At 67.4% G+C, this 26,993-nt stretch carries 24 protein-coding genes, 1 tRNA gene and 1 pseudogene; 12 read left to right on the forward strand and 14 right to left on the reverse strand.

The genetic code is table 11. From position 1 onward, the window contains the following. Nucleotides 1-112: 112 nt before the first annotated feature. Nucleotides 113-1,729: a peptide ABC transporter substrate-binding protein gene (locus tag OYT95_RS15225; RefSeq protein WP_268791854.1), complete on the reverse strand. Its 1,617-nt coding sequence runs from the start codon at nucleotides 1,727-1,729 to the stop codon at nucleotides 113-115. A 316-nt stretch (nucleotides 1,730-2,045) separates the two neighbouring features. Between OYT95_RS15225 and acs the strand changes: the two genes are divergently transcribed. Beyond that, the gene (gene acs / locus OYT95_RS15230) at nucleotides 2,046-4,010 is read left to right on the forward strand and encodes an acetate--CoA ligase (RefSeq protein ID WP_268791855.1); all 1,965 of its coding nucleotides are present in this window, start codon (nucleotides 2,046-2,048) and stop codon (nucleotides 4,008-4,010) included. Between the two features lie 51 nt (nucleotides 4,011-4,061). On the opposite strand, the gene OYT95_RS15235 is transcribed toward acs, so the two are convergent. Both OYT95_RS15235 and OYT95_RS15240 read right to left on the reverse strand, forming a co-directional pair. Continuing rightward, nucleotides 4,062-5,879, reverse strand: coding sequence for an adenylate/guanylate cyclase domain-containing protein (locus OYT95_RS15235; protein ID WP_268791856.1), 1,818 nt, complete (start codon nucleotides 5,877-5,879; stop codon nucleotides 4,062-4,064). 73 nt (nucleotides 5,880-5,952) lie between these two features. Next, a pseudogene (locus tag OYT95_RS15240) lies at nucleotides 5,953-7,337 on the reverse strand (MFS transporter). A gap of 176 nt (nucleotides 7,338-7,513) precedes the next feature. On the opposite strand from OYT95_RS15240, the gene nhaA reads away from it, so the two are divergent. Genes nhaA through OYT95_RS15255 form a run of 3 tightly spaced genes read left to right on the forward strand, consistent with a single transcriptional unit; the run spans nucleotide 7,514 to nucleotide 10,216 of the window. Beyond that, the gene (gene nhaA / locus OYT95_RS15245) at nucleotides 7,514-8,749 is read left to right on the forward strand and encodes a Na+/H+ antiporter NhaA (protein WP_037228926.1); all 1,236 of its coding nucleotides are present in this window, start codon (nucleotides 7,514-7,516) and stop codon (nucleotides 8,747-8,749) included. Then, nucleotides 8,746-9,270, forward strand: a complete 525-nt coding sequence (locus OYT95_RS15250; protein WP_037228928.1) for a phage holin family protein — start codon at nucleotides 8,746-8,748, stop codon at nucleotides 9,268-9,270. Before nhaA ends, OYT95_RS15250 begins: the two co-directional genes overlap by 4 nt. 7 nt (nucleotides 9,271-9,277) lie before the next feature. Further along, a complete protein-coding gene (locus OYT95_RS15255) occupies nucleotides 9,278-10,216 on the forward strand; it encodes an alpha/beta fold hydrolase (RefSeq protein WP_037228931.1) in 939 nt (312 codons plus the stop codon). A gap of 7 nt (nucleotides 10,217-10,223) precedes the next feature. On the opposite strand, the gene marP is transcribed toward OYT95_RS15255, so the two are convergent. The 4 genes from marP to nth are packed head-to-tail and all read right to left on the reverse strand — an operon-like array spanning nucleotide 10,224 to nucleotide 13,689. Beyond that, nucleotides 10,224-11,414, reverse strand: a complete 1,191-nt coding sequence (gene marP / locus OYT95_RS15260; RefSeq protein ID WP_037228933.1) for an acid resistance serine protease MarP — start codon at nucleotides 11,412-11,414, stop codon at nucleotides 10,224-10,226. Next, a complete protein-coding gene (locus tag OYT95_RS15265) occupies nucleotides 11,411-12,172 on the reverse strand; it encodes an NUDIX hydrolase (RefSeq protein ID WP_112302072.1) in 762 nt (253 codons plus the stop codon). The genes marP and OYT95_RS15265 overlap by 4 nt, the downstream gene beginning before the upstream one ends. Then, nucleotides 12,169-12,831 carry a TlpA family protein disulfide reductase gene (locus OYT95_RS15270; protein ID WP_112302073.1) on the reverse strand — a complete coding sequence of 221 codons (663 nt, stop codon included), beginning with the start codon at nucleotides 12,829-12,831 and terminating at the stop codon, nucleotides 12,169-12,171. Before OYT95_RS15270 ends, OYT95_RS15265 begins: the two co-directional genes overlap by 4 nt. 12 nt (nucleotides 12,832-12,843) lie before the next feature. Next, entirely contained in the window at nucleotides 12,844-13,689 is an 846-nt protein-coding gene (gene nth, locus OYT95_RS15275) for an endonuclease III (RefSeq protein ID WP_052032973.1), read from the reverse strand. A 21-nt stretch (nucleotides 13,690-13,710) separates the two neighbouring features. Between nth and OYT95_RS15280 the strand changes: the two genes are divergently transcribed. Both OYT95_RS15280 and OYT95_RS15285 read left to right on the forward strand, forming a co-directional pair. Next, a complete protein-coding gene (locus OYT95_RS15280) occupies nucleotides 13,711-13,983 on the forward strand; it encodes a hypothetical protein (protein ID WP_037229304.1) in 273 nt (90 codons plus the stop codon). A 219-nt stretch (nucleotides 13,984-14,202) separates the two neighbouring features. Continuing rightward, nucleotides 14,203-14,877 carry a Crp/Fnr family transcriptional regulator gene (locus OYT95_RS15285; protein ID WP_005256089.1) on the forward strand — a complete coding sequence of 225 codons (675 nt, stop codon included), beginning with the start codon at nucleotides 14,203-14,205 and terminating at the stop codon, nucleotides 14,875-14,877. A 65-nt stretch (nucleotides 14,878-14,942) separates the two neighbouring features. On the opposite strand, the gene OYT95_RS15290 is transcribed toward OYT95_RS15285, so the two are convergent. Genes OYT95_RS15290 through OYT95_RS15300 form a run of 3 tightly spaced genes read right to left on the reverse strand, consistent with a single transcriptional unit; the run spans nucleotide 14,943 to nucleotide 16,385 of the window. Continuing rightward, nucleotides 14,943-15,734, reverse strand: a complete 792-nt coding sequence (locus OYT95_RS15290; RefSeq protein ID WP_037228943.1) for an MBL fold metallo-hydrolase — start codon at nucleotides 15,732-15,734, stop codon at nucleotides 14,943-14,945. Between the two features lie 4 nt (nucleotides 15,735-15,738). Next, nucleotides 15,739-16,215 (reverse strand): RidA family protein, encoded by a 477-nt coding sequence (locus tag OYT95_RS15295; protein WP_037228944.1) that lies wholly within the window; start codon nucleotides 16,213-16,215, stop codon nucleotides 15,739-15,741. Between the two features lie 5 nt (nucleotides 16,216-16,220). Beyond that, nucleotides 16,221-16,385 carry a DUF4177 domain-containing protein gene (locus tag OYT95_RS15300; RefSeq protein ID WP_005248493.1) on the reverse strand — a complete coding sequence of 55 codons (165 nt, stop codon included), beginning with the start codon at nucleotides 16,383-16,385 and terminating at the stop codon, nucleotides 16,221-16,223. A 54-nt stretch (nucleotides 16,386-16,439) separates the two neighbouring features. On the opposite strand from OYT95_RS15300, the gene OYT95_RS15305 reads away from it, so the two are divergent. Both OYT95_RS15305 and OYT95_RS15310 read left to right on the forward strand, forming a co-directional pair. Continuing rightward, nucleotides 16,440-17,456: an ArsA-related P-loop ATPase gene (locus tag OYT95_RS15305; protein WP_037228947.1), complete on the forward strand. Its 1,017-nt coding sequence runs from the start codon at nucleotides 16,440-16,442 to the stop codon at nucleotides 17,454-17,456. Further along, on the forward strand, nucleotides 17,453-18,592 hold the full coding sequence (locus OYT95_RS15310; protein WP_037228950.1) for an ArsA family ATPase: 1,140 nt from the start codon (nucleotides 17,453-17,455) through the stop codon (nucleotides 18,590-18,592). The genes OYT95_RS15305 and OYT95_RS15310 overlap by 4 nt, the downstream gene beginning before the upstream one ends. Before the next feature lie 63 nt (nucleotides 18,593-18,655). Here OYT95_RS15310 and OYT95_RS15315 read toward each other — a convergent pair whose 3' ends face one another. Further along, the gene (locus OYT95_RS15315; RefSeq protein ID WP_005248496.1) at nucleotides 18,656-18,979 is read right to left on the reverse strand and encodes a WhiB family transcriptional regulator; all 324 of its coding nucleotides are present in this window, start codon (nucleotides 18,977-18,979) and stop codon (nucleotides 18,656-18,658) included. A 258-nt stretch (nucleotides 18,980-19,237) separates the two neighbouring features. On the opposite strand from OYT95_RS15315, the gene OYT95_RS15320 reads away from it, so the two are divergent. Then, nucleotides 19,238-21,583, forward strand: a complete 2,346-nt coding sequence (locus OYT95_RS15320; protein ID WP_037228954.1) for a penicillin-binding protein — start codon at nucleotides 19,238-19,240, stop codon at nucleotides 21,581-21,583. Between the two features lie 54 nt (nucleotides 21,584-21,637). Here OYT95_RS15320 and OYT95_RS15325 read toward each other — a convergent pair whose 3' ends face one another. Continuing rightward, nucleotides 21,638-22,105 carry a GatB/YqeY domain-containing protein gene (locus tag OYT95_RS15325; protein ID WP_005248498.1) on the reverse strand — a complete coding sequence of 156 codons (468 nt, stop codon included), beginning with the start codon at nucleotides 22,103-22,105 and terminating at the stop codon, nucleotides 21,638-21,640. A gap of 67 nt (nucleotides 22,106-22,172) precedes the next feature. Here OYT95_RS15325 and OYT95_RS15330 point away from each other — a divergent pair, with 67 nt between their 5' ends. From OYT95_RS15330 to OYT95_RS15340, 3 genes are all read left to right on the forward strand, one after another. Further along, a complete protein-coding gene (locus tag OYT95_RS15330; RefSeq protein ID WP_037228956.1) occupies nucleotides 22,173-23,144 on the forward strand; it encodes a metallophosphoesterase in 972 nt (323 codons plus the stop codon). A gap of 54 nt (nucleotides 23,145-23,198) precedes the next feature. Further along, nucleotides 23,199-23,272 (forward strand) — tRNA-Pro (locus tag OYT95_RS15335). A 128-nt stretch (nucleotides 23,273-23,400) separates the two neighbouring features. Further along, nucleotides 23,401-24,408: an ABC transporter substrate-binding protein gene (locus tag OYT95_RS15340; protein WP_268791857.1), complete on the forward strand. Its 1,008-nt coding sequence runs from the start codon at nucleotides 23,401-23,403 to the stop codon at nucleotides 24,406-24,408. 1 nt (nucleotide 24,409) lies between these two features. On the opposite strand, the gene OYT95_RS15345 is transcribed toward OYT95_RS15340, so the two are convergent. Continuing rightward, on the reverse strand, nucleotides 24,410-25,213 hold the full coding sequence (locus OYT95_RS15345; protein ID WP_037228961.1) for a metal-dependent hydrolase: 804 nt from the start codon (nucleotides 25,211-25,213) through the stop codon (nucleotides 24,410-24,412). A 307-nt stretch (nucleotides 25,214-25,520) separates the two neighbouring features. Continuing rightward, entirely contained in the window at nucleotides 25,521-26,990 is a 1,470-nt protein-coding gene (locus tag OYT95_RS15350) for a catalase (RefSeq protein ID WP_112302077.1), read from the reverse strand. Between the last annotated feature and the right edge of the window lie 3 nt (nucleotides 26,991-26,993).

Here is a 26,993-nt window from a genome sequence, read left to right on the forward strand (position 1 = left end):
TATTCGTCGGGAGCAGTGACGTCAGGAATCCGCAGCCTCGGCTCGTACTCCCGAGCGGGGCCGCGAACTGACAGCTCGCGGCCCCACCCGTCGTCGAAGAATCGTCGGTGCGTCAGTTCTTCTCGATGTCGGAGTACATCGGGATGCCCTTCCAGTCGATGACTACGTTCGACACGTTCTCCGACCAGCCGCTGGCGGCGTTGCGGTACCACGTCGGGACTGCGGGCAGGTCCTGCAGGAGAACTTCCTGCGCCTGGTTCAGCAGGTCCTGGGCTTTGTCGGGATCGACCTCACCCGCGGAGGCACGCAGAAGACGGTCGAACTCGGGGTTCGAGTAGTCGCCGTCGTTGGAGCTGCCGCCGGTCTGGTAGTTCTGCGCGAGGAAGCCGTACTGCTGCGGGTAGTCGCCCTGCCAGCCCGACCGGAACGCGCTGGGGATGGTGCGATTGGTGGCCTCGGTGCGGATCTGCGCGAACGTGGGGTACTCCTTGCCCTTCGCGTCGATGCCGAGGGTGTTGCGGATATTGTTGGCGGTGGCGTCGACCCATTCCTTGTGTCCGCCGTCGCCGTTGTACGCGATCTCGAAGCTGCCCGACCACGGGGCGATGGCATCGGCCTGGGCCCACAGCCTCTTCGCCGCCTCCGGGTCGTACTTCAGGTTGCCGTTGCCGGCGAGCGAATCCGACCAGCCCTCGATGGCGGGGCTGGTGAAGTCGAGCGCGGGGGTGCGGGTGTTGTTGTAGATCTGCTGGGTGATCTGGTCGCGGTTGATCGCCATCGAGATGGCCTGGCGGCGCAGCGTCCCCTCCTCACCGCTGAAGTGCGGCAGACGGCCCGGGATCGTGAACGTCTCGATGGTCGCGGACGGCTGGTTCACGGTGCGGCCCGGCAGGTCGGTCTCGAACGTCGTGACCGCGCTCGGCGGCACCTGATCGAGGACGTCGACGTTGCCCGCGAGCAGATCCGTGTACGCCGTGTCGAGGCTGTTGTACATGACGAAGTCGACGCCGGCGTTCTTCGGCTTGCGGTTGCCGTTGTAGTCGGGGTTCACGACGGTGTCGATCCGGACGTTGTGCTGCCACGCTCCGGGGCCGGACATCATGTACGGGCCGTTGCCGATGGGATTCTCACCGAACGCGGCCATGTCCTGGTACGCGACTGCGGGCAACGGGTAGTACGCGGCGAACCCGAGGCGGTCCGGGAAGGCGGACTCGGGCTGCTTCAGTTCGATCGTGAACGTGGAGTCGTCGACCACCTTCAGTCCCGACATGGTCTGCACGGCCGGGTTCTCGGCGGCCACCTCGTCGTAGCCCTGGATCGGGTCGAAGAACGACGCTTGGATCTGCGCATTCGTGGACAGCGCGCCGTAATTCCAGGCGTCGACGAAGGAGGCCGCCGTGACCGGCGTGCCGTCCGTGAACGTCCAGCCGTCCTTCAGCTTCACGGTGAAGTTTTTGCCGTCGGTCGTCTCGATCGACTCGGCGACCTCGTTGCTCACCCCGCCGTCGGAGTCGTAGGAGACGAGCCCCGCGAACAGCGAATCGACGACGCGGCCGCCCTGATTCTCACTGGTATTGGTGGGAATCAACGGGTTCTGCGGTTCACCCGCCCAGGCGTTGACGATTCCGCTTCCACCCCCGCTCGTCGAATCTCCGGACGAGCAGGCGGACAGCATCCCTGCTGCCAGGCCGACCGCCAGAACGGCGGTTGCCACACGTGTGATGCGCAAAACGATCCTCCCAGATCTGCGTGGTTCCGGGCAGCGGTTCCGGGCGCAGCCCGAATGATGGGATGACGATAAGTCAACGTTTCAATCTGTGTAGCCACGACGGGCGAAACTCGTGCAATCGGCACCTGATCGAAACATCGTCGGCACGGGGGTCTCCACTCGTCGTCCCCGATCGCCGTCCGTCGCGCCCAGTCGACCGATCGTCGCAGAATATGGGCATGCAACCCTCTGCAACGGTGCGCTCGGGAGACCATGTGACTACCCTCACACGTGCTAGAAGTGCCGAATTCGAGACTGGAAAGAAGGCCGGGCCACAATGACCAGTGCAGCACAGGCGAGCGGAGCGACGGAGAAGTCGGAACATTCTGATTCCGTCCCGCAGGTGTATCCGCCGAGCCCCGAGTTCACCGCCACGGCGAACGCCGGCCCCGACCTCCAGGCTGCCGCCGACGAAGACCGTCTCGCATTCTGGGCGAAGCAGGCCGAGCGCCTGCACTGGCACGCCCCCTTCTCCGAGGTCCTCGACTGGTCCGACGCCCCCGTCGCGAAGTGGTTCGTGAACGGACGGCTCAACGTCGCCTACAACTGCGTCGACCGCCACGTCCTCGCCGGCAACGGCGACCGCGTCGCCATCCACTTCGAAGGCGAACCGGGCGACACCCGCGACCTCACCTACAACGACCTGCTCGCCGAAGTCAGCAAGGCCGCCAACACCTTCACCGACCTCGGACTCGTCGCCGGCGACCGCGTCGCGATCTACATGCCGATGATCCCCGAGGCCATCGTCACCATGCTCGCCTGCGCCCGCCTCGGCCTCACCCACTCGGTGGTGTTCGCCGGCTTCTCCGCCAGCGCGCTGCGCTCACGCATCGACGACGCCGAAGCCAAACTCGTCGTCACCGTCGACGGACAGTGGCGCCGCGGCCAGGCCGCACCCCTCAAACCCGCCGTCGACGAAGCCGTGGACGGCGCCGCGTCCGTCAAGAACGTGCTCGTCGTCAAGCGCACCGGCATCGACGTCGACACCACCGAGGGCCGGGACCTGTGGTGGCACGAGACCGTCGACAAGGCGTCCGACACCCATCAGGCGCAGCCGTTCGACTCCGAACACCCGCTGTTCATCCTGTACACCTCCGGCACCACCGGAAAACCCAAGGGCATCATCCACACCTCCGGCGGGTACCTCACCCAGGCGTCGTACACCCACCACAACGTCTTCGACCACAAGGCCGGCCAGGACGTGTACTGGTGCACCGCCGACATCGGCTGGGTCACCGGCCACAGCTACATCGTCTACGGGCCGCTCTCGAACGGCGTCACCCAGGTGGTCTACGAGGGCACGCCGAACTCCCCCGACGAGCACCGGCACTTCCAGATCATCGAGAAGTACGGTGTCAGCATCTACTACACCGCACCCACCCTGGTGCGCACCTTCATGAAGTGGGGCCGCGACATTCCCGACGCCCACGACCTGTCCTCGATCCGGCTCCTCGGCTCGGTCGGCGAACCGATCAACCCCGAGGCCTGGAAGTGGTTCCGCGAGGTCATCGGCGGAAACCAGGCCCCGATCGTCGACACCTGGTGGCAGACCGAGACGGGCGCGATCATGATCTCCCCGCTGCCCGGGATCACCGCCACCAAACCCGGCTCCGCGATGGCCCCGCTGCCCGGCATCTCCGCGAAGATCGTCGACGACGACGCCAACGAACTCGGCGCGGGCGGCTCCGGCTACCTCGTCCTCGACAAGCCGTGGCCGGCGATGCTCCGCGGCATCTGGGGCGACATGGACCGCTACCGCGAAACCTACTGGTCCCGCTACCCGGAGCAGGGCTGGTACTTCGCCGGCGACGGCGCGAAGTACGACGAGGACGGGGCCCTGTGGGTCCTCGGCCGCGTCGACGACGTCATGAACGTCTCCGGGCACCGCATCTCCACCTCCGAGGTCGAATCGGCCCTCGTCGGACACCACGGTGTCGCCGAGGCCGCCGTCGTCGGCGCCGCGGACGAGACCACCGGCCAGGGCATCGTCGCGTTCGTCATCCTCCGCGAGGGCGTCGAGAACACCGGCGACACCCTCATCGCCGAACTCAAGGCCGAGGTGTCGCGGGAGATCAGCCCGATCGCCAAGCCCCGCCAGATCACGATCGTCCCCGAACTCCCCAAGACGAGGTCGGGCAAGATCATGCGACGCCTGCTCAAGGACATCGCCGAAGGCCGCGACCTCGGCGACACCTCCACGCTCGTCGACCCCAAGGTCTTCGACGCGATCCGCGGCAAGTAGGGCGCTCCGCGCCCCGTGAGTGGTTGACGAGTCCCTGCACTCCTCAACCACTCACGGGCGGCGAAGCCGCCACAGCGTCTGCTCCTCGCCGATTCCCTTCAGCGCGGTCGTGAAGACGTCGCACCGGTAGTCCGATTCCGCCAGCAGCGACGCCACCTCCGGGTCGTCGTGAACGGCTCGGGACAGGACGATGTCGCCGCCCGCCGCACACCCCTGCACCCGCGCCGCCAAGTTGACGGTCGCGCCGAAGTAGTCGGCGCGGCCGTCGTTGTCGATCATCACGGCGGGCCCCTGGTGCAGCCCGACTTTCAACGCCACCGAGTCGTCCGCACCGAGGTGCCCGCGACGGAAACCGTCCCAGCCGGACTGCATCGACGCCGCCGCCGACCAGGCCTCCCTCGCATCGGCGAACGTCGCCATCACCGCGTCACCCATCTGCTTCACGACACCGCCGTTCTCGCGCACCACGGCGTCACGCAGGTAGCGGAAATGGCTCTGCACGAAGGCGAACGCCCGGACGTCCCCGATGCGCTCGTACAGGGCGGTCGAGCCGCTCAGATCCGTGAACAGCACCGCCAGGTTCGCGATCCCGATCTCGTCGCCGGGCGCCACCCCCTGATCCGGGAAGAGGTCCTGGAAACCGTCGAGCGACGTGACGAGCGCACCGGTCGCCGCGGCGTCCTTCCACCGCTCCCGCTCGACCACCACGAGCGCTTCGCCGGGGAGCCGGTTGGCGACCTCCAGACGGATCGCCCCGTCGGTGTCGGGAGAACCGTGCACGCGGAGTTCGCCGGGACCGCACTCGACCCGCAGCGTTCCACCGGCAGGGCCGACCTCGCAGTGCACCGGGGTGCCCACCTGATAGCACCGGAGGCGCAACCACCCCGGGTCGACGTCGAGCCGCTCGGAACGCTGCTCGCCCGGATCGAGCCGCAGCTGAGCCACCGCCGACGGTGAATTCGCCGGACCACCGATGCAGTACCGGGCCCGCTCCGCCCGGCGGACGGCCGGGTTGACGTCGAAGCGGATCTCCACCGACCGTGCCAGGTCGGTGTCGAAGGCGATGTCGCACGTGTCGCAGTGGACGCGGCTCGCCAGCTGTCGAATGCGGCCGGCGTCCTCGCGGACGGTCCGGCAGACGGGGCAGAGCACGCTCCAGCTCAGGTCCAGCAGTCCGCAGTCCGCGGCGTGGAGGAAGACGTACAGCAACTGCATCCGATCGACACCCCAGCGGTCCGCCAGCTCGAACGGTCGCATGCCCGTCACCTCCAGGTCGGACGCGGTCCGCAGGTGGGATTCCAAGCGCTCGATCAAGTTCGGGGCATCGTGCGATCGAAACAGCTGTGCCGTGCGGAGTTCCAGCCGGCCGGCGTCGAGTTGCTCCGGCGGCGGCAGCGCGGGCACGGCATGCGTCTGAGGGTCGCGGATGTGGAGTTCCAACGCGCGCGCGAGCGCCGCCGTCTTCCGTATGCCAGTGCGCGCCAGCAGGGTTCGCGCCACGATCGCCCCGAACCAGGTCCGCGGGACGATCCGGGCGAACACCTCGACTTCGGTCTCGTCGGCGGCCGGGCGAAGCCGGACACCCGTGGAGACCTCCGCGAGCGGACCGCCGGAGAACCGACGGAGGACCTGGTAGAAGCGGCCCTCTATCCACTCGAACGGGAACTCCTCGTACCGCACCCGCCGCCCGTACGAACGAGTCTCCGCCGAATAATGCCCCTTGCGCCGGCGGTCCAGCATCGGAGCGAAGTGCACCGGTGACAGGTCGATGTTGCGGTTGAGCCGATCGGTATCGGCGAGGAACGACCACAGATCCTGCTTCGGCAGCCGGATCCGGGCCGTCCTGGACAGCAGCACGGCTTTCGCCATGCAAGAACTATAGGCCGCTGCGCGGCTCGTGAGTGGTTGACGAGTGCAGAGACTCGTCAACCACTCACGGGGGCTACGCCCCTACGTCGTCGAGCGACTGGTCGCGGGTCTCGCGCATGACGAGCAGCGCGACGAACGTGAGCGCGGCGGCGATCAGCAGGTAGATGCCGACCCAGCCGACGCCGTACGACGTGGCGAGCCAGGTGGCGATGAACGGGGCCACGGCTGCGCCCAGGATGCTGGCGGTGTTGTAGGCGATCCCCGAACCCGTGTAGCGCACGTTGGTCGGGAACAACTCGGGCAGAACGGCACTCATCGGCCCGAAGGTCATGCCCATCAACAACATTCCGATGGCCAGGAATACGAGCATGCGAGCGTTGCCCATGCCTTCCTGGTTCAGCATCACACCGAACGTGAGCCCGAACACCATGATGAGCCCGGTGATGACGAGCAGCGTGACGCGGCGGCCGTAGCGGTCGGCCAGCCACCCCGACACGGGGACGGCTGCCGCGAAGAACAGGACCGCGATCAGCTGGAGGACCAGGAAGTCGGTGTAGTGGAAGCCGGCTCCCGTGCCGCCCTGGGCGGGGGTCTTGCCGGTGCCGTAGCTGAGCACCCAGGTGGTCATGATGTAGAAGAGCGTGTAGGTGGCGAGCATGACGAACGTGCCGATGATCAGCTGACGCCAGCTGGTCTTGAACACCTCGGCCAGCGGGGTCTTCACCTTCTCGCCCCGCGCCACGGCGCGGGCGAACACGGGCGTCTCCTCGAGCTTCAGCCGCACGTACAGACCGATCATCACCATGATCGCGCTGAGCAGGAACGGGATACGCCAGCCCCAGGTGAGGAACGCGCCGTCCAGGTCGGGGCTGCTGTTGTCGTGATCCAGGAACAGGGTGATGATCAGGAACAGGCCGTTGGCGAGGAAGAATCCGATGGGCGCGCCGAGCTGCGGCCACATGGCCGCCCAGGCCCGCTTGCCCTTCTGCGCGGTCTCGGTCGCGAGCAACGCCGCACCACTCCACTCACCGCCCAGTCCCAGACCTGGCAGAAGCGCATCAACGCCAGCAGCGCGGGCGCGACGAGGCCGATCTGGTGGTACGTCGGCAGCAGGCCGATCACGAACGTGGCGATTCCCATGGTGAGGAGTGAGCCGACGAGCGTCGTCTTGCGTCCGATGCGGTCGCCGAAGTGGCCGAACAGGATCGAGCCGAGTGGCCGGGCGACGAAGGCGAGACCGAACGTGGCCAGGGAGGCCAGCAGGGCGGTGGTGCCGTTTCCCTTGGGGAAGAACAGGTGCGGGAACACCGACACCGCGGCGGTGGCATAGATGTAGAAGTCGTAGAACTCGATGGATGTCCCCACCATGCTCGCGACGACGATCCTGCTTCTGGGTACGCCGGCGACGGTGGCCCCGCCGTCCGGTTCTGGCTTCGACGTATCGACGGCACTGCTCACTCGACTTACTCCTACACGATGCTATTTCAACTATTGGGACGAGAGTCCATTCCTTAGGAATTGAACACCTCGTGTCTTTCGATTGGCAAATTGGATAAGCTCTTCTCGGTGCGCCGGGAAGTCTGGTCGGCAGAGCATTTGCCGTACCCGGACCACATCGAAAGCGAGCGACCCCGGTGACCCAGCCCCTCCGCTCCGAACTCTCCCGCTACCTCCGCACCGAGACGGTCGGCGGTTCGATCCTGCTCGTCGCCGCGGCGATCGCCCTCGTGTGGGCGAACTCCCCGGTCTCGGATTCGTACTTCGCACTGCGCGACTGGCCGATCGGCCCGGAGGCGCTCCACCTGAACCTGACGGTCGGGACGTGGGCGCAGGACGGGCTGCTGGCGGTCTTCTTCTTCGTCGCCGGCCTCGAACTGAAGCGGGAAATGGTGGTGGGCGAACTCGCCGACCGCAAACGTGCCCTGCTCCCGATCATCGCGGCCTGCGGCGGTGTGGTGGTGCCCGCGATCATCGCCGCGACGATCGGCGCCGGCACACCCGGCATGGACCGGGGCTGGGCGATCCCGGTCGCCACCGACATCGCATTCGCACTGGGTGTGCTGGCGCTGACCGGGTCTCGCATCCCTGCGAGCGCCCGGGTGTTCCTGCTCAGCCTGGCAGTCGTCGACGACCTTCTCGCGATCGTGCTCATCGCGGTTCTGTTCACCAGCTCGATCGCCCTGCTGTGGCTGCTGGGCGCCGCCGTGTGCCTGGCCGTCTACGCGTTCGCCCAGCATCGGCGCATCACCACCCCACTGCTCTACGTTCCACTCGCACTGCTCACCTGGTACTGCATGCACGACGCCGGAATCCACGCCACACTGGCCGGTGTCGCGCTCGGCCTCCTCACCCGGGTCCGGCGCGACCCCGGCGAGAGAGAATCCCCGGGCGCCCGCCTCGAGCACCGCATCCAGCCGCTGTCGGCGGGCGTCTGCGTCCCGCTGTTCGCCTTGTTCGCGTCCGGCGTCGCCCTGAGCAGCGAGCTCCTCGGGCAGCTGTTCACCAACCCCATCTCGCAGTCCGTGATCGCGGGGCTCCTCGTCGGCAAGACCGTCGGCATCTTCGGCATCTCCTGGCTCGCGATCCGCCTGGGTATCGCGAAGAAACCGCGAGCACTGGGGTTCCGGGACATGTTTGCCCTCTCAGTGCTCGGTGCGATCGGGTTCACCGTTAGCCTTCTCGTAGCGGATCTCGCGCTTGCGGGAATCGGTGACGGCAGCGAGGCCGAAATAGCTAAGGTCGCGGTGCTCGTGACATCGTTGACAGCGTCGCTGATCGGATCAGCGTTACTGTGGCGACGCGGTCGGGCCCATGCGGCCCGGAAGGATGACTCGGAAGTGCAAGAGCTACCTGGAGGGGTCGACAAGTGAGCATCACTCACGGCAAGGGAGACAGCCCGCGATACACGGGAGACGGGGTGCCGAACACGGTGTCGTCGATCCCGCTCACGGACGTGGACGCTCAGACACCCGGCGAGGCGAGCCTCGGCACGCTGGTCAAGCATGCGACCGCGCAGGTGTCCACCCTGGTCCGCGCCGAGGTCGAGCTCGCGAAGGCCGAGGTCACCGGTGAGGTCAAGAAGGGCCTGCAGGGCAGCCTGTTCTTCATCCTCGCGTTCACCGTGCTGCTGTTCAGCTCGTTTTTCTTCTTCTTCTTCCTCGCCGAACTCCTCGACGTGTGGATCGCCCGCTGGCTGGCGTTCCTGATCGTCTTCCTGATCATGGTCGTGGTGACGGCGCTTCTCGCCCTGCTCGGTTATCTGCGGGTACGTAAACTCCGCGCGCCGGAGAAGACCATCGACTCCCTGAAGCAGGCCAAGACGGTGCTCCCGACGTCGTACTCGGATGCGGAAGCCCATCTCGCATCGTCCAGCGGACGTCACGCGCGGTAACTCGCCTGTGGCACCACCCGATCCGTCTACCGTCCGTTTCGACGGCCCCTGGATTCATCGCGACATCCATGCCAACGGAATCCGCTTCCACACCGTCGAGGTCGGCGCATCCGCACCGGATGCGCCGCTCGTCGTCCTGCTGCACGGATTCGCGGACTTCTGGTGGTCGTGGCGCCACCAGCTGACCGCGCTGTCCGCGGAGGGGTACCGGGCCGTCGCCGTCGACCTCCGCGGCTACGGAGATTCCGACAAACCGCCGCGCGGCTACGACGGGTGGACGCTGGCCGGCGACATCGCCGGCCTCATCCGGGCCATGGGATACGGCGAGGCCACCCTCGTCGGGCACGCCGACGGTGGCCTCGTCTGCTGGGCGACGGCCGTTCTCCACGCCCGCCTCGTCCGGTCGATCGCACTGGTCAGCTCGCCGCATCCCCTTGCGCTCAAGCAGGCCGTCCTCCGCGATCGCTACCAGCGCAAGGCGCTGCTGCCGTCGTTCGTCTCCTGCCAGGTGCCGTGGCGTCCCGAACGTCGCCTCACCCGCGACAACGGGTCGGAGGTCGAGCGGTTGATCCGCGCACGCTCCGGCCCTGCCTGGACGGAGAACCCGGAGTTCGACGTCGTGATGTCCCGGATGCGCTCGGCGATTCAGATTCCCGGGACCGCACATTGCACGCTGGAGTACCAGCGGTGGGCGTTCCGCAGCCAGTTCCGCCCGGACGGCAGCCGTTTCATGGCGTCGATGGATCAGACGCTGCGGATCCCGGTGCTGCACCTCCACGGCGACCTCGACCCCTACGTGCTCGCGGACACCGTGCGCCGCAGCCACCGCTTCGCGCCCACCCAGCAGATGCAGACGGTCCCCGGTGTCGGCCACTACGCGCACTGGGAAGCCCCCGAACGCGTCAACGCCGCCCTGCTGGACCTCGTCGCACCCCGCACGGTCTGACCGACCGTCAGAGGATGCACGCCCCGGTGTCCACGGCGGCGGACGCCCCGGACGCAGCCTGCAGCTGACGCGACACCTCGGCGGCGGTGAGCACGAACCCGGTGTCGCTGTTGTCGACGGCAGCGCCGAAGACCACACCGAGCACCCGGCCGTCACTGTCGACGAGCGGTCCGCCCGAGTTGCCCTGCCGGATGGAACCACGGACCGTGTACACCTCACGCTGGACCGTTCCCGCCCGGTAGATGTCGGGACCGCTGAGGTCCAGAATCTCCCGCACACGCGCGGCGCTGGCCGTGTACGGCCCGCCGCCCGGGTAGCCGAGCACCAGGGCGCTGTCGCCGGTCTGGGCCGGCTCCGGCGCGAAGTTCAGCACGGGGGCGTCCAGTCCCGGCACCTCGAGCACCGCGACGTCGGCGGACGGGTCGAACAGCACGACCTCCGCGTCCATCGGTCCATTCGCGGTGTCGACGACGATGCCCGCCGTCCCCGCGACCACGTGGGCGTTGGTCATCACCCGGTCGGGGGCCACGACGAAACCGGACCCCTCGAGCGCCCGCTGGCAACTCGGGGCCACACCCCGGATCCGCAGCACGCTCGATTGCAGCGAGGACGCGACGGGGCTCTCCAGGACGCTGGCGTCCGGCGGGTCGACGGTCGTGATGGGGGTGCGCCCGAACGGCCCGATGACGTCGGGAAGCCCGGACGTGTCGAGCAGGGCGGTGAACTCGGTGGGCAGTTGCCGCATCCAGGCGGGCGCGATGTTGTCGACCGTTTCGAGGACGCTCGACCCGCGCACCGCCGCCGCCAGCTGAGGCTGGGACGAGGACGTGAGCGGGATCGCGAGCAGCCACGCCGCGACGAACACCGCGACAGCCTGCACACAGGCGCCGATCACGCTGTCGACGGACCGCGCGACCGGACTGTGCATGCTGCCCCGCGCGGCCCGGCCGAGGACCATGCCCGCGACCTCGCCGACGATGACCAGCACCACGATCAGGGCGATGCCGACCAGCACGCGACCGCGGCCCTCGTCGACGTGCACCAGCACGTGCGGGGCGATCAGGATGCCCGCCACCGCACCGAGCACGACCCCGATGAAGGCGAGCACCGACGCCACCGCACCCTGCCGCCAGCCGGACGTCGCGGCGACGAAGGCGATCAGCACGATCGCCAGGTCGATCCAGTGCGAGCCGGTCACCGCTCGGCCGCCGGCCGGTTGTGACCGTGGGTCAGATGCTCGTCGTCCAGATCGTTGTCGAGTTCGGCGAGGACGGTGTCGAGGTCGCGGATGTCGTGCCGGTCCCACTCCTGTTCCCAGCCGGAGACCGCGAACAGCGCGGCCAGGATGCCTGCCGTGAAACCCCACACGAGCATGCCGTCGGCGGCGAACGCGGGCCCCTGGTATCCGGCCCGGTGACGCACCTGAAACCGGTTCCGCGGATCGATCAGGGTGTGCACGGGAACCCGGGCGACACGTTCGGCCTCCGCGGGATCGACCACGCCGACCGCGCTGGGCTTCTCCCAGTACGCGAGGACGGGAGTGACGTCGAATCCGGACGGCGGGATGAAGATCTCCTCGAGCACGGCGAGCGGGCGGACACCGGACGGGTCGAGTCCCGTCTCCTCCTGGGCCTCCCGCAGCGCGGTGGCGATGGGTCCCTCGTCGCCGGGATCGCTGGCGCCACCAGGGAACGCCACCTGGCCACTGTGCTGACGCATCGTGGACGCACGCTGGGTGAGCAGGATGTCGGCGTCGGCGGGCAGACCGCCCGACATCAGCGGGTCCGCCGCGGCGGGGCCGCCGAACAACACGAGCACCGCCGCCTCACGGGTGGTCGCGCCGCGGGGCGCGCGCCGATCGAGGACGGGATTGATCCTGTGCGGGTCGGCCGGGGTCCGGTGCACGACCCGGCGCAGCCAGGGCGGAACGGCGACGCCGTCCACGGAATTCGTCATGCCGCCACCCCCAGGTTCTGTTCGACGGCGTCCGCGATCTCGTCGACGCTGCGGAACGGCTGCGGCAGAACCTTCGCCACTGTGCCGTCGGGCCGGATCAGCACCGAGACGGGCAGGACAGGCGGGGCTCCGACCGCGGCGCGGACACGACCGTCGCCGTCCTGCACACCGGGAAGGGTGACGGAGTAGTCGATGAGCCGGGACAGCGCGCTGGACTCGTTGGGATCGGTGTGCACCGTAAGCACGGTAACCGCGTCACCCGCACGATCCGAAAACTGCTGCATATAGGGCAGCTCCTCGGCGCAGGGGCCGCACCAGTAGGCCCACAGGTTCAGCAGCGCCGGTTTACCACCGAGCGCGGCAGCCAGATCCACCTGGCTGCCGTCGCCCACGCATTCCAGTGTGATGCCGGACAGGACCGAACCCGGCGAAGGATCGGACGTGGCCGCCGAGGCCGGGCACGATGCCAGGCCCGCCTGCGTCCTCAGTGCCGCGAGCGCGTCGGGATCGGCGCTCACCGCTGTCGGGGTTCGACCACCCGAACCGAACCGGTCCTGGTACGACGGCGCCTCCGCGTCGTCACCCCGCGGCCAGATCGCGACGACGAGAGCCACCACAACCACGAGGGCGGCCAGACTCCACCGCGCTGCGCTAGACACTCGTATCTACCCTCACCTGCCGGCCAGACGCAGCAGATGCTCCGTCTCCGGTCCACGAACCAGTTCTGCGGCGACGTCGGGGTCGATCGGGCCGAGCCCGTACGACGGACAGTCCTTGGCGAGCACGCACACCCCGCAGGCGGGTTTGCGGGCGTGGCAGACGCGCCTGCCGTGGAAGATCACCCGGTGCGAGAGCAGGGTCCACTCCTTGCGCTCGATCAGTGCGCCGATCGCGTGCTCGACCTTGACCGGGTCTTCCTCCTCGGTCCACTTCCAGCGTCGGACGAGCCTCCCGAAGTGGGTGTCGACGGTGATCCCCGGCACATCGAACGCGTTGCCGAGGATCACGTTGGCCGTCTTCCGGCCGATCCCCGGCAGCGTCACGAGGTCCTTCAGGTTGGCGGGGACCTCGCCGTCGAAGCGTTCGAGCAGAGCCTGCCCGAGCCCGATCAGAGAGTTCGTCTTGTTGCGGTAGAAACCGGTGGACCGGATGTACTCCTCGAGTTCGGTGCGTTCGGCCTCCGCGTACGCCTTGGCGTCGGGATAGCGGGCGAACAGCGCCGGCGTCACCATGTTCACCCGCACGTCAGTGCACTGCGCGGAGAGGATGGTCGCGACGGCGAGGTCGAGTGGGGTGGTGAAGTCGAGCTCGCAGTAGACGTGGGGGAAGGCCTCGGCGAGGCGCCGGTTCATTCGCCGGGCGCGCCGGACGAGTCCGAGCCGGGTTTCGTCCTGCTTCGCGGCCCGCGAACGGGTGCGTCCACGCACTTCGGAGCCGTCGCTGGGGGTCGCATGCACGGGATCAACTCTACGGATACCCGACCGATCCGAATCGCCGCTGTGTCGCTTCTGAGACATTTGCAGTGTTTACTTCCCGGTATGCAAGGTCTCGCTGTGGTCCTCTTCCCAGTGCTGCTGATGCTGTTTGCGCTGGCAATGGAGCGGGTGGAGTTCAGACTCCGCCGGCTCACGGTTCGTCAGCAAGAGGTGGAAGAGTTCCTCGACCAGGCAAGTCACGACGAAGTGGCCACCCTGGCCCACGAAGGTTTCCCACACGCATTGGCACGCTTCCATCGACGTCGCAAGGGTCGGTCGGGCTTCGAAGCCGACGACGCCGCCGTCACCGAAGTGGGCTCGCGGCGCGCCAGCTGAGCGCTGGGCGGCCCCCGAATCAGCACACCGCAGGACGCATCCCCCGGTTAACTTTTGCGACTTCCGTGGTATCGGTCACTCAGACCGAGCCGTCTCAACGTAGACTTCAGAGCCGTACCTGTTGCACAGCGACACGCCGCGGATCACCGGGGCACCGTCGACATGCAGCAAATCGCGCACAATATGCATACAGACGAACAATATTCCCAAGGAGCGCACGTGGACGACGTCCTGGCAAGAGCCGGCATCTTCCAAGGAGTCGAGCCCTCAGCGGTAGCGGCGCTGACCAAGCAGCTGCAGCCTGTCGACTTCCCCCGCGGACATGTCATCTTCAACGAAGGTGAGCCCGGTGACCGCCTGTACATCATCGTTTCGGGCAAGGTGAAGATCGGCCGCCGCTCGCCGGACGGCCGTGAGAACCTGCTGACGATCATGGGCCCGTCCGACATGTTCGGCGAGCTGTCCATCTTCGACCCGGGTCCGCGTACGTCCACCGCCACGACCGTCACCGAGGTCCGCGCGGTCAGCATGGACCGCGAAGCGCTCAAGGCATGGATCGACCACCGCCCCGAGATCGCCGAACAGCTCCTGCGGGTGCTCGCGCGCCGTCTGCGTCGTACCAACAACAACCTGGCCGACCTCATCTTCACGGACGTTCCCGGTCGTGTCGCCAAGGCCCTGCTGCAGCTCGCGCAGCGGTTCGGCACCCAGGAGGCGGGTTCGCTGCGCGTCACCCACGACCTCACGCAGGAAGAGATCGCCCAGCTCGTCGGCGCTTCCCGTGAGACCGTCAACAAGGCGCTCGCCGACTTCGCCCACCGCGGATGGCTGCGCCTCGAAGGCAAGAGCGTGCTGATCTCCGACTCCGAGCGCCTGGCACGTCGCGCGCGGTAGTCCCCCGCACCTACGACTGCGGCCACCCCCTCACACCGAGGGGGTGGCCGCAGTCGTTTCAGTGACTAGTCGAGGCTGCGCAGGTAGGCGAGCTGCACATTGACGGACTTCTCCGCCACCGGCCACAACTTCGGGTCGACGTCGGAGTAGACGTGCTCGACCACCTCGCGGACGGTGGGGGTGCCGCCGAGCGCGCCGAGCGCGGCCCGCACCTGGTCGAGTCGCTCCTCGCGATGATCGAGGTACTGCTGCGCGACGACGTTCAGTTCGGGCAGTTCGGGTCCGTGGCCGGGCATCACCCGGTGTCCGGCCCCGAGGTCCAGCAGGCGGCGCAGCGACGACAGGTAGTCGCCGAGGTCGCCGTCCGTGTCGTCGAGCACCGTGGTGCCGCGGCCGAGGATCGTGTCGCCGGTGAGGACGGTGCCCTCACCTTCCACGGTGAAGGACACCGAATCCTTCGTGTGCCCGGGCGTGGCGATCACCGTGAGGGTGAGCCCCGCGACGTCGATGGTTTCGCCGTCCACGAGGGTGTCGCCGCCGCCGCGGAGAAATTCGGGGTCCACCGAACGCACGGGCGCGCCGGTGAGTTCGAAGAACCGCTGCACTCCCCCGGTGTGGTCGAAATGACGGTGCGTGATCAGCGTCAATGCGACCGGTCCGAGTGCCGCGACGCGGGCGAGATGCTCCTCGTCGGCGTCACCCGGGTCGATCACCACACACTCGTCCCGGCCCGGCGCACGCAGAATCCATGTGTTGGTTCCGTCGAGCGTCATCATGCCGGGATTGTTCTCGAGCATCACCGAGACGATCGGGGTGACCTCCCGCACCTGAGCGTAGGCCGGATGGGCAAGCGTCATGGCACTACGACTCCGGCTGCACTTCGGCGATCAGCTCCACCTCGACGGGGGCGCCGAGCGGCAATTCCGCGACGCCGACAGCCGAACGCGCGTGGGCACCCGCGTCACCGAACACCTCGCCGAGGAATTCGGAAGCGCCGTTCACAACGCCGGGCTGACCGGTGAATCCCTCGGCGGACGCGACGAATCCGACGACCTTCACGATCCGCACCACCGAGTCGATGCCGACGAGCGCGTCGACCGCCGCGAGCGCGTTGAGTGCGCAGGCCCGGGCCGCGGCCTTGGCGTCTTCGTCCGACACGCCGGCGCCGAGCTTGCCCGCGATCGTCAGGTTGCCCTCGACGATCGGCAACTGCCCCGACGTGTAGACGTAGTTGCCGGTGCGCACGGCGGGCACGTAGGCGGCCACCGGCGGGACGACGGACGGCAGCGTGATGCCGAGCTCGGCGAGGCGGGCGGTCCAGTTCTGTGTCTCTGCCACGGCCGTCAGCCCTTCGGACGCTTCAGGTACGCGACGTGCTGCTCACCGGTGGGTCCGGGCAGAACCGTCACCAGTTCCCAGCCGTCGGTGCCCCACTGGTCGAGGATCTGCTTGGTCGCATGTGTGAGCAGCGGAACGGTGGCGTACTCCCAGGAAGTCAATTCACTCATGCCGGTGAGCCTATCCCCCGCACATCCCGGCTCCCAGACTTATAGGCTCGACCCGTGGTTGCATCCCCAGACCAGCTCACCCCGACGTGGCCCGAGAAGGCTGCGCGGGCCCGGCTGCACTTCGTCTCCGGAAAGGGCGGCACCGGAAAGTCCACGGTGGCCGCCGCGTTGGCTCTCGCGCTGGCCGAGGGTGGGCGTCGCGTGCTGCTCGTGGAAGTCGAGGGCCGGCAGGGGATCGCCCAGCTCTTCGACGTGCCCCCGCTGCCGCCGCAGGAGACGAAAGTCGCGGCCGCCGAGGGTGGCGGGGAGGTCATGGCGCTGGCCATCGACATCGAGACCGCGTTCCTCGAATACCTCGAGATGTTCTACAACCTCGGCTTCGCCGGCCGCGCGATGCGCAAGTTCGGCGCCATCGAGTTCGCCACCACCATCGCACCGGGGCTTCGGGACGTGCTGCTGACCGGCAAGATCAAGGAATGCGTGGTGCGCACCGACAAGTCCGGGAAGCGGGCGTACGACGCCGTCGTCGTGGATGCCCCGCCGACCGGGCGGATCGGCAACTTCCTCGACGTGACGAAGGCGATGGCGGACCTCGCGAAGGGCGGGCCGGTGCGCTCGCAGAGTGAGGGCGTCGTGCGCCTGCTGCATTCCGACGAGACCGTCGTCCACCTCGTGACGCTGCTCGAGGCGCTTCCGGTGCAGGAGACCACCGACGCCGCAGAGGAACTGGCCCGCGCCGATCTGCGGCTGGGCACCATCGTCGTCAACCGCACCAGCCCGCAGTTCCTGCCCGCCGAGACGCTGGCCGACGCCGCGAAGGGCCGCATCGACGCCGAGGCCATCCGCGCCGGGCTGCAGAAGAGCGGGATCACCCTCGACGACGAGGATTTCGCCGGGTTGCTCACCGAGACGATCGAACACGCATCCGTGCTCGAGGCGCAGGAGGAGAGCGCCGGAGCCCTCAGCGAAGTGGACGGGGCGCGACTGCATCTGCCATCCCTCGCCGACGGTGTCGACCTGGGCGGGCTGTACGAACTCGCCGAATATCTGACGGAACAGGGTGTCCGATGACCCAGACAACTGAACACGAGCGTCGCCGCACCGCCTCCGCTCTCGATGTCGCGGGGATTCTGCAGAACAAGGCCACGCGGATCGTGGTGTGCTGTGGCGCCGGTGGCGTCGGCAAGACCACCACGGCAGCATCGCTGGCACTGCGTGCGGCTGAGCAGGGGCGGAAGGTGGTCGTGCTGACCATCGACCCCGCACGCCGGCTCGCGCAGGCGCTCGGCGTCGCGGAACTCGACAACTCGCCGCAACCCGTGCAGCTCGGACCGGACGCGACGGGCGAACTGCACGCCATGATGCTCAACATGCGTCGCACGTTCGACGAGATGGTCATCGAGCACTCCACGCCCGAGAAGGCGGAGCAGATTCTCGCGAACCCCTTCTATCAGACCGTCGCCACCTCGTTTTCGGGAACGCAGGAGTACATGGCGATGGAGAAGCTGGGGCAGCTCGCCTCCAGCGACAAATGGGACCTGGTGATCGTCGACACCCCGCCGTCCCGCAACGCCCTGGACTTCCTCGACGCGCCCCAGCGTCTGGGCGCTTTCCTCGACGGTCGCATGATCCGGTTGCTCACCGCGCCGGGTCGCGGTCTCACCCGGCTCGTCACCGGCGCGATGGGCCTGGCGCTGCGCGGCGTCTCCACCATCGTGGGTAGTCAGATGCTGTCGGACGCCTCGAGTTTCGTGCAGTCACTGGACTCGATGTTCGGCGGATTCCGGGAAAGAGCCACGCGTACTTACGAATTGCTCCGGCAGCCGGGCACGAAGTTTCTGGTGATCGCGGCGGCGGAGCCGGATGCACTGCGGGAGGCGGCGTTCTTCGTCGACCGGCTCGCAGGCGACGAGATGCCGCTCGCGGGCCTCGTCCTGAATCGGACGCACCCCACTCTCAGTTCCCTGTCGGCCGATCACGCGGTCACTGCCGCCGACCAACTCGGGGACCAAGACCCCCTCACCGCCGCTGTGCTGCGGATCCACGCCCATCGGGCGGTGATCGCCAAGCGTGAGGTCCAACTACTGAGCCGGTTCACGGCCGCCCACCCTCGGGTGCCGATCGTCGGCGTGCCCTCGCTGCCGTTCGAGGTGTCGGACCTCGAGGCCTTGAGAGCGGTAGGTGACCAGCTCACCCGCACGAGCTGATCAGCTCGCTGCCGGAGAACCGGTCACCCGCCTGTGGCCTGTCTGCGAATCAGATACCGAACGTCAGACAGCGGACTGGTGCTGCCGCTGAGCTTCGAAGAAATCGGACCATGATTCCACCTCGGGGTGCTGCTTGAGCAACGCCCGGCGCTGACGTTCCGTCATGCCACCCCACACGCCGAACTCGACACGATTGTCGAGAGCATCGGCTCCGCACTGCATCAATACCGGGCAATGCCGGCAAATGGTTGCGGCCTTGCGCTGTGCTGCGCCGCGTACAAAGAGTTGATCGGGATCGACTTCCCGGCAACGAGCCTGGGTGACCCAGGCGATTCGCGCTTCTGCTTGCTCGACGTCCAGACGGCTGGTTGGGGTGGTCATGTGCATTCGTTTCCCCTCTTCGAGTCTGCACACCCCAGCACCTAGCACGCCGAGGCTGCACCACATAAGCGATGGGGTGTTATCTCCATCACACTGTTCCAACAATTTAGGTAAAGAAACCGCAACGCGCAAGACGAAGAACACGCTTTTTTGGTACGCCCGTCCATACCCCGTGCTCAGGGCTTTTTCCTGGCCGAATTCTGCGCCCAACCAGCGCACCCACAGACCCCACGTACTCTGTAGATCGTGTCGATTGCAAAAACAGTGGGGAAGCTCGCAGGATCCTCCGCCTTGGCAGGAGTGCTCCTCGCCGGCGTGATGTTTCCGCTCGCCGGAGGGTTCGGTTACGCCTCCAACAGGGCGGCTGACACCGTCGACAACGTCTCGGCCGAACTGGTCGAAGGAACCGTTCCCGCGGTCTCGACGATGGTCGACTCGGCGGGCAATCCCATCGCGTGGCTGTACGACCAGCGCCGCTTCGAAGTGCCCAGCGACAAGATCTCCAACGAGATGAAGCTCGCCATCGTCTCCGTCGAGGACCGCCGCTTCCCGGAGCACAAGGGCGTCGACTGGCAGGGCACGATGCGCGCCTTCCTGACCAACACCACGAGCGGTGAGGTGCAGCAGGGCGCGTCCACCCTCGACCAGCAGTATGTGAAGAACTACCAGCTGCTCGTCGTGGCCAAGACCGACGCCGAACGCCGGGCCGCGATCGAGACGACGCCCGCCCGCAAGATCCGCGAGATCCGGATGGCGCTGACACTCGACAAGGAACTCACCAAGGACGAGATTCTCACCCGCTACCTCAACCTGGTTCCGTTCGGCAACGCCTCGTTCGGCATCCAGGACGCCGCACAGACCTACTTCGGCATCGACGCGTCCGAACTGAACACGCAGCAGTCCGCGATGCTCGCGGGCATGGTGCAGTCGAGTTCGGCGCTGAACCCGTACACGAACCCCGAGGGCGTCCTCGAACGACGCAACGTGGTTCTCGACACGATGATCTCGAACATTCCCGAGCGCGCCGCCGAACTCCGGCAGCTCAAGGAGACGCCCCTCGGTGTGCTCCCCGAGCCCAACCGGCTGCCCCGCGGGTGCATCGCCGCCGGTGACCGCGGCTTCTTCTGCGACTACGCCCTGCAGTATCTGGCCAACGCCGGCATCAGCCGCGAGCAGATCGACAAGGGCGGCTACCTGATCAAGACGACGCTCGACCCCGCGGTCCAGGCGTCGACCAAGGCGGCGCTCAGCTCGAACGCCAGCCCGGAACTCGACGGCATCGCGAACGTCATGAACGTGGTCCAGCCCGGCCAGGATTCGCACCGGATCCTCGCGATGGGCAGCAGCCGCACCTACGGCCTCGACGCGAACGCCAACGAAACCGTGCAGGCCCAGCCGTACTCACTGGCCGGTCACGGCGCCGGGTCGATCTTCAAGATCTTCACCACGGCCGCCGCCATGGAGAAGGGCCTCGGCACGAACGCCATCCTGGACGTGCCCGGGCGGTTCGAGGCCCGGGGCATGGGTAGTGGTGGTGCGCGCGGTTGCCCCGCGGCCACGTACTGCGTCGAGAACGCAGGCAAATACCCGGCGGCACTGTCGGTGACGGACGCGCTGGCACAGTCGCCCAACACCGCGTTCGTCAAGCTGATCCAGGCGACCGGCGTCGCCCCCACCGTCGACATGGCGGTGCGGCTGGGTCTGCGCTCGTACGCCCAGCCCGGCACGTCGGGATTCGACGACCGCAGCATGGCGGACTTCCAGAAGGATCAGAACCTGGGTTCGTTCACTCTCGGCCCCACGTGGATCAATCCGCTGGAACTGTCGAATGTCGCGGCGACACTCGCCTCGCACGGCAAGTGGTGCCCGCCCACCCCCATCGATTCGGTCTTCGACCGTGAGGGCAAGCCCGTCTCGGTCACCCAGCAGGCCTGCGAGCAGGTGGTCGAACCCGGCCTCGCCGACACCCTCACCAACGCCATGAGCAAGGACGACAAGCCCGGCGGCACGTCCGCCGGAGCGGCGGGCAGCGTCGGCTGGACACTCCCGATGGCCGGCAAGACGGGTACCACGGAGTCCCACATGTCCTCGGGCTTCCTCGGGTTCACCAACAACTTCGCCGCCGCCGTCTACGTGTTCGGTGACTCGCCGACCCCGGGTGAAATCTGCTCGGCCCCGCTGCGGCCGTGTGGCGACGGAAACCTGTTCGGCGGAAACGAACCGGCGCGCACCTGGTATGCGGCGATGAATCCGATCGCCAACAACTTCGGGCCGACGACGCTGCCGCCGGTCGACCAGAAGTACGCGCGGGGTTCACAGAACGGTCAGGTTCCGGACGTGACCGGGCTGAGCCAGTCGGCCGCGACGTCCCGTCTGCAGGGCGCGGGGTTCACCGTGAACGCGGTCACCACCGAGTCGCAGGCGGCCAAGGGGACGGTCACGAGCGCATCGCCGTCCGGTTCGGCCATACCGGGGTCGACCATCACGATCTACGTCAGCGACGGATCGGTGAAGGCTGCTCCCCCGCAGGCGCCGGCTCAGGGGATCCCGGTTCCGCCCATCCAGCTGCCCGGCCTGCCGCCGATCCAGCTGCCGCCCATACCCCGGTAACCCCAGGTGAGTGGGAAAGTGTGTCGACGCACGCTTTCCCACTCACGTCGGGGGTCAGAGGCGGGACTTCACCGCGTGCGAGAGCCGCGAACCGTCGGCCTTGCCGCCCGCGAGTGCACCGGCGGCCTTCATGACCTGACCCATCTGGCGCATGCCGGGACGCTCACCGATTTCCTCGGCCACCTGAGCGATCGCGGTGTCCACGACGTCGACCAGTTCGGCGTCGGTCAGCGGCGTCGGGAGGTACTCGTCGATGATCTGCGCCTCGGCCCGCTCCTGCGCTGCCAGCTCACCTCGACCGTTCTCGGTGTAGATCTCGGCGGACTCGCCGCGCTTCTTCGACTCCTTCGCGAGGACCTTCAGCACCTCGTCGTCGGTGAGTTCGCGGGCTTCCTTGCCGGAGACCTCCTCGGTCTGCACGGCGGCCATCAGCATGCGGATGGTGGCGGTGCGCAGCGAATCCTTGGCCTTCATGGCGGCCGTCATGTCGGAGCGCAGTCTTGCTTTCAGTGAATCTGGCATGGGCGAAACGCTACGCGCCCCGATTCGTCCACTGCATCTCGATTGCGCTCATCAGTATCCTGGAAGAGTGTCTGACGAGTTCCGTGCCAACCTGACCCGCGCCGCCCTGGGTACGGCGGGTGCCGCCGCCCTCGGCATCGGCTACGCCTCGCTCATCGAGCGCAATGCATTCGCGCTGCGTGAGGTCACGATGCCGGTACTCGAACCCGGGTCGTCGACGCTCCGTGTGCTGCACATCAGCGACCTGCACATGATGCCCGGACAGCGGCTGAAACAGAACTGGCTGCGGGAACTGGACAACCTCGACCCCGACCTCGTCGTGAACACCGGCGACAACCTGTCGCATCAGCGGGCGGTGCCCGCAGTGGTCCAGGCGCTGGGGAATCTGCTCGCCCGCCCCGGACTGTTCGTCTTCGGCAGCAACGACTACTTCGCGCCCAAGCCGAAGAACCCGCTCAAATACTTCCGCAAGGAACACAAGCGCGTCCTCGGCGAGCCGCTGCCGTGGGGCGACCTCCGGGCCGCGTTCACCGAGCGCGGCTGGTTCGACGTCACGCACGTCCGCCGCGACCTCGAGGTGTCGGGTGTCCGGATCGCGTCGGCGGGTGTCGACGATCCGCACCTCAAGCGCGACCGGTACGACACCATCGCCGGTCCGCCCAATCCGCTGGCCGATCTCCGGCTGGGCATCACCCACTCGCCCGAGCCGCGGGTGCTCGACCGGTTCGCGGACGACGGTTACGACCTCGTGCTGGCGGGCCACACACACGGCGGTCAGCTGTGCCTGCCGTTCTACGGCGCGCTGGTCACCAACTGCGACATCGACCGTTCGCGGGTGAAGGGTCCGTCCAAGTGGGGCGCGCACACCCAGCTGCACGTGTCCGCGGGAATCGGAACGTCGCCGTGGGCGCCCGCCCGCTTCTGCTGCCGCCCCGAGGCGACGCTCCTCACGTTGGTTCCGGCTCAGCGCGGCGGCTCGGACGCCGACGCCGACCGGGGTCGCACCGAGTCGTCGGAGAGCACCGTTATACGCAACTGACCAGGGGATTTAATGGTGACTGGTTGCGTAATGTAAGCTAGCCGAGGTTCAACACGGGGTGTGGCGCAGCTTGGTAGCGCGCTTCGTTCGGGACGAAGAGGTCGTGGGTTCAAATCCCGCCACCCCGACAGTGTGAGACACCGAGAAGAGGCCTTGACCGGTTCGCCGGTCAGGGCCTCTTCTCGCTGGCGGAGGCGTTGTCCGGGTTCACAGACCCCGCGAGCGCCCATCCGAAACCTCAGGCTAGCCTCACCTCATGTCTTCGAGGCTCTACGTACGCGCCGGGCTGGTCGCCCTGGCCACCGTCTTTCTCGCCGCCTGCGGCACCACCGACACCGGATCGTCCGCCGGCAACGCCGACGTCGCCACCGGCGGCAGGCAGTTCGCCACGGCGGACGCCGAGACCGCCAAGCTCGGCACCGACGCCGAACCGGGCGTCTTCCCCCGGACCATCACCCACGCCCTCGGCGAGACCGTCATCGAGAAGAAACCCGAACGGGTGATCGTCCTCGACGGCGGTGAGCTGGACGACGTGCTCTCCCTGGGAATCACGCCCGTCGGACTGGCCAGCCCCGAGAGCGCCGCCGGTCAGCCGTCCTACCTCGCCGACAAGCTGGCCGGGGTGCCGGACGTCGGGACCACCAACAATCTGAATCTCGAGGCGATCTCCGCGCTGCAGCCCGATCTGATCCTGGGCAGCAAGCTGCGCGCCGACAAGCTGTACCCGCAGCTGTCGTCCATTGCTCCGACCGTGTTCGGCATCCGCCCCGGTTTCCCGTGGAAGGAGAACTTCCTGCTGGTCGCGGACGCGCTCGGTGAGGAGACCAAGGCGGAGGACGTGCTCAACGCCTATCAGACCCGCGCCGACGAGGTCCGCGAGTCCATCCCGGGCGAGCCGACGATCTCGCTGATCCGGTTCATGTCCGGCAAGATCCGCCTGTACGGCAACCTGTCGTTCATCGGCGTCATCCTGAAGGACGTCGGCCTTCCGCGTCCGACGGTGCAGAACGTCGAAGAACTGGCCGTCGAGGTGAGCCAGGAAACGATCGGGGAGGCGAATGCCGACCGGATCTTCTACTCCAGCTACGGCGCGCCCGAGACCACCGACGAGTCGACTGTGGTCGGCGGCCCGCTGTGGAACCAGATGCAGGCGGTGAAGGACGGCAAGGCCGTGCACGTCAGCGACGAGACCTGGTTCCTCGCGCTGGGACCCACCGGGGCGATGATCGTCCTCGACGAACTCGAGAACATGCTCGCGGCCTGAGTCACTGCGGGGCAGGCATGAACGCGTCGTAGATTGCCTGCGGCGCACCGTCGATGGCCCAGATGACCATGAGTCCGACGGCCACCGTGAGGGCGGGCCCGAGCACGACCTTCTCGAAGGGCCCGCCCGCCCGGATGGACAGGAACGACGGGAGCCGGAACTCCCACCACCGTTCCTTGCCGAGTGTGAGGAACGGAGCCAGGAAGGGGACGCCTTCCTTGGTGATGGCGTCCCCGAGGCAGTGGGTGGCGCAGCCCAGCGCCACCGCCACTCCGAGTCCGGTGGAACCGGCCTCCGTGGGATACGACTGCCAGGTGAGCGCGGACAGCACCGCGGCGACCGCCGAAACCGCCAGCCAGCCTTTTTCTTTGGCCAGCTCCCCGGCCAGCCCGCGGAGCGCGAGCCCGAGGCAGACGAACAGTGTCGCGATGATGGCCGGCTTGCCGAACTGGACGACCAGCGCGGACACCCCGGCCCCGATACCGGCGGCGAACAGGGCCGTGTGGGTGAGCGTCCGGTGCCCGCCGCGCCGCTTGCCGTCGCGTTTGCCCTTTGTGACGGTGTAGAAACCCAGCGACACCGCATCGACGCCCTTCGCGACGACGCTGCTGACCGGCCCGAACGAGCGTGAGACCGTGGACTGGCTCGTGTCCAGGTCCGGGAGAAGCGCCGCTCCGGCGCACACCGCCGCGAACGTGAAGGTCTCGGCGGTCGAGGTGGGCCCACCCCAGTCGAGGGGCAGCAGATCTGCCACCGCCAGACCTACAGCCGCACCGGACATTGCATGGGTGGGACCCATCACCATGGAAGACAGCACCTTTCGACCCCGACTCGGGACACGGTCATCCGAGCCGGTGTCCTGACACCGCCCAACCTAGCAACAACATCCGACACACCCGTCACACACCTGTGAGTACTTGTTAACCGCGGGCGGTTAACAAGTACTCACGGGCGCGAAGCGCAGTGGCGTCCGTCCCCGCTGAAGGTGGATGATGGAAGTGCGCTGCGTGCAGTCGGGCGGAGGAGGGTCGTCGTGGAAACTGTGATCGTGTTCGTTCTCGCCGTGCTGCTCTATTGGTGGGGCCTGCTCTGAGCCTGCCCCACCAACGACATCAGTTCCGGCTCTGCCCTTCCCGGACACCGATTTCCACTCGCTTGCCCAGGTCGGGGTCGACGCTCTTCCAGTAGTCGAAGACCCGCAGCAGAACCGGTTCGCTGACGCCGCCGAGTGCGTGGCCGACGATGTTGTTCACCAGGCGGTCGCGTTCGTCGTCGCTCAGGACCTCTCGGACGAGCGTGCCCGCCTGCGTGAAATCGCCGTCCTCGGCGTGCTCGATGTAGCCGGCTCGCACCGACTCGCCGTCGAACGCCCACAGACCTTCGTCACCCGCGAGCGACGCGTCGGCGTGGGGGCCGCCGTAGGAGTTCGGCGCGTACACCGGGGTCTCGGGCGAATTGGTGGCGTACCGCATCGCACCGTCCTGCGAGTACGAGTTCACCTGATTCTTCGGCGCGTTGACCGGCAGCTGCGCGTAGTTGGCGCCGATGCGGTACCGGTGCGCGTCCGCGTACGAGAAGACCCGTCCCAGCAGCATCTTGTCGGGCGAGAAGCCGATTCCCGGAACGACATTCGACGGCTCGAACGAGGCCTGCTCGATCTGCGCGAAGAAGTTGTCGGGGTTCCGGTTGAGGGTCCACTTGCCGACCTCGATCAGCGGGTAGTCCTTCTGCGACCACACCTTGGTGAGGTCGAACGGGTTGAATCGGTAGCCCTCTGCCTCGTCGACGGGCATGACCTGGACCTTCAGCGTCCAACTGGGGAACTCGCCGCGGGCGATCGTGTCGTACAGGTCGGCGCGGTGATGATCGGGGTCGTTGCCGGCGAGGGTGTCGGCCTCGTCCTGAGTGAGGAACTCGATGCCCTGATCGGTCTTGAAGTGGTACTTGACCCAGAACCGTTCGCCGTCGGCGTTGACCCACTGGTACGTGTGCGAGCCGAAACCGTCCATGTGACGCCAGGTCTTCGGGATTCCGCGGTCACCCATCAGCCAGGTCACCTGGTGGGCGGACTCGGGCCGCAGCGTCCAGAAGTCCCACTGCATGTTGTGGTCGCGCAGACCGGACCCCGGCAGCCGCTTCTGCGAGTGGATGAAGTCGGGGAACTTGATCGGGTCCTTGATGAAGAAGACGGGTGTGTTGTTGCCGACGAGGTCGTAGTTGCCGTCCTCGGTGTAGAACTTCACGGCGAATCCGCGCGGGTCGCGCCAGGTGTCGGGGCTGCCCTGCTCGCCCGCGACGGTGGAGAAGCGCACCAGCGACTCGGTCTTCGCGCCGGGCTGGAACAGTGTGGCCTTCGTGTAGCGGCTCACGTCGTGGGTGACGACCAGTTCGCCGAACGCACCGCCGCCCTTGGCGTGGACGACGCGCTCCGGAACGCGCTCGCGGTTGAAGTGGGCGAGCTTCTCGATCAGGTAGTGGTCGTGGAGCAGGATGGGGCCCTGCGTGCCCGCGGTGAGGGATTCGTTGTCGCTGACGACGGGAATTCCGAAGTTGTTGGTGGTGGCGCGCTGTGTTTCAGGCATGGC

Origin of the sequence: Rhodococcus sp. JS3073, assembly GCF_026810085.1 — a bacterium.
Taxonomy (GTDB): domain Bacteria; phylum Actinomycetota; class Actinomycetes; order Mycobacteriales; family Mycobacteriaceae; genus Rhodococcus_F; species Rhodococcus_F wratislaviensis.

Excerpts from the sequence above, each read along its gene's own strand:
- OYT95_RS15290 (WP_037228943.1), bottom strand. The coding sequence starts at position 15,734 with ATGACGCTTGCCCATCCGGCCTACGCTCAGGTGCGGGAGGTCACCCCG.
- OYT95_RS15265 (WP_112302072.1), bottom strand. The coding sequence starts at position 12,172 with ATGACGAATTCCGTGGACGGCGTCGCCGTTCCGCCCTGGCTGCGCCGG.
- nth (WP_052032973.1), bottom strand. The coding sequence starts at position 13,689 with ATGTCTCAGAAGCGACACAGCGGCGATTCGGATCGGTCGGGTATCCGT.
- OYT95_RS15300 (WP_005248493.1), bottom strand. The coding sequence starts at position 16,385 with ATGAGTGAATTGACTTCCTGGGAGTACGCCACCGTTCCGCTGCTCACA.
- acs (WP_268791855.1), top strand. The coding sequence starts at position 2,046 with ATGACCAGTGCAGCACAGGCGAGCGGAGCGACGGAGAAGTCGGAACAT.
- OYT95_RS15325 (WP_005248498.1), bottom strand. The coding sequence starts at position 22,105 with ATGCCAGATTCACTGAAAGCAAGACTGCGCTCCGACATGACGGCCGCC.
- OYT95_RS15345 (WP_037228961.1), bottom strand. The coding sequence starts at position 25,213 with ATGGTGATGGGTCCCACCCATGCAATGTCCGGTGCGGCTGTAGGTCTG.
- OYT95_RS15340 (WP_268791857.1), top strand. The coding sequence starts at position 23,401 with ATGTCTTCGAGGCTCTACGTACGCGCCGGGCTGGTCGCCCTGGCCACC.
- OYT95_RS15235 (WP_268791856.1), bottom strand. The coding sequence starts at position 5,879 with ATGGCGAAAGCCGTGCTGCTGTCCAGGACGGCCCGGATCCGGCTGCCG.
- OYT95_RS15280 (WP_037229304.1), top strand. The coding sequence starts at position 13,711 with ATGCAAGGTCTCGCTGTGGTCCTCTTCCCAGTGCTGCTGATGCTGTTT.
- OYT95_RS15315 (WP_005248496.1), bottom strand. The coding sequence starts at position 18,979 with ATGCACATGACCACCCCAACCAGCCGTCTGGACGTCGAGCAAGCAGAA.
- OYT95_RS15350 (WP_112302077.1), bottom strand. The coding sequence starts at position 26,990 with ATGCCTGAAACACAGCGCGCCACCACCAACAACTTCGGAATTCCCGTC.
- OYT95_RS15310 (WP_037228950.1), top strand. The coding sequence starts at position 17,453 with ATGACCCAGACAACTGAACACGAGCGTCGCCGCACCGCCTCCGCTCTC.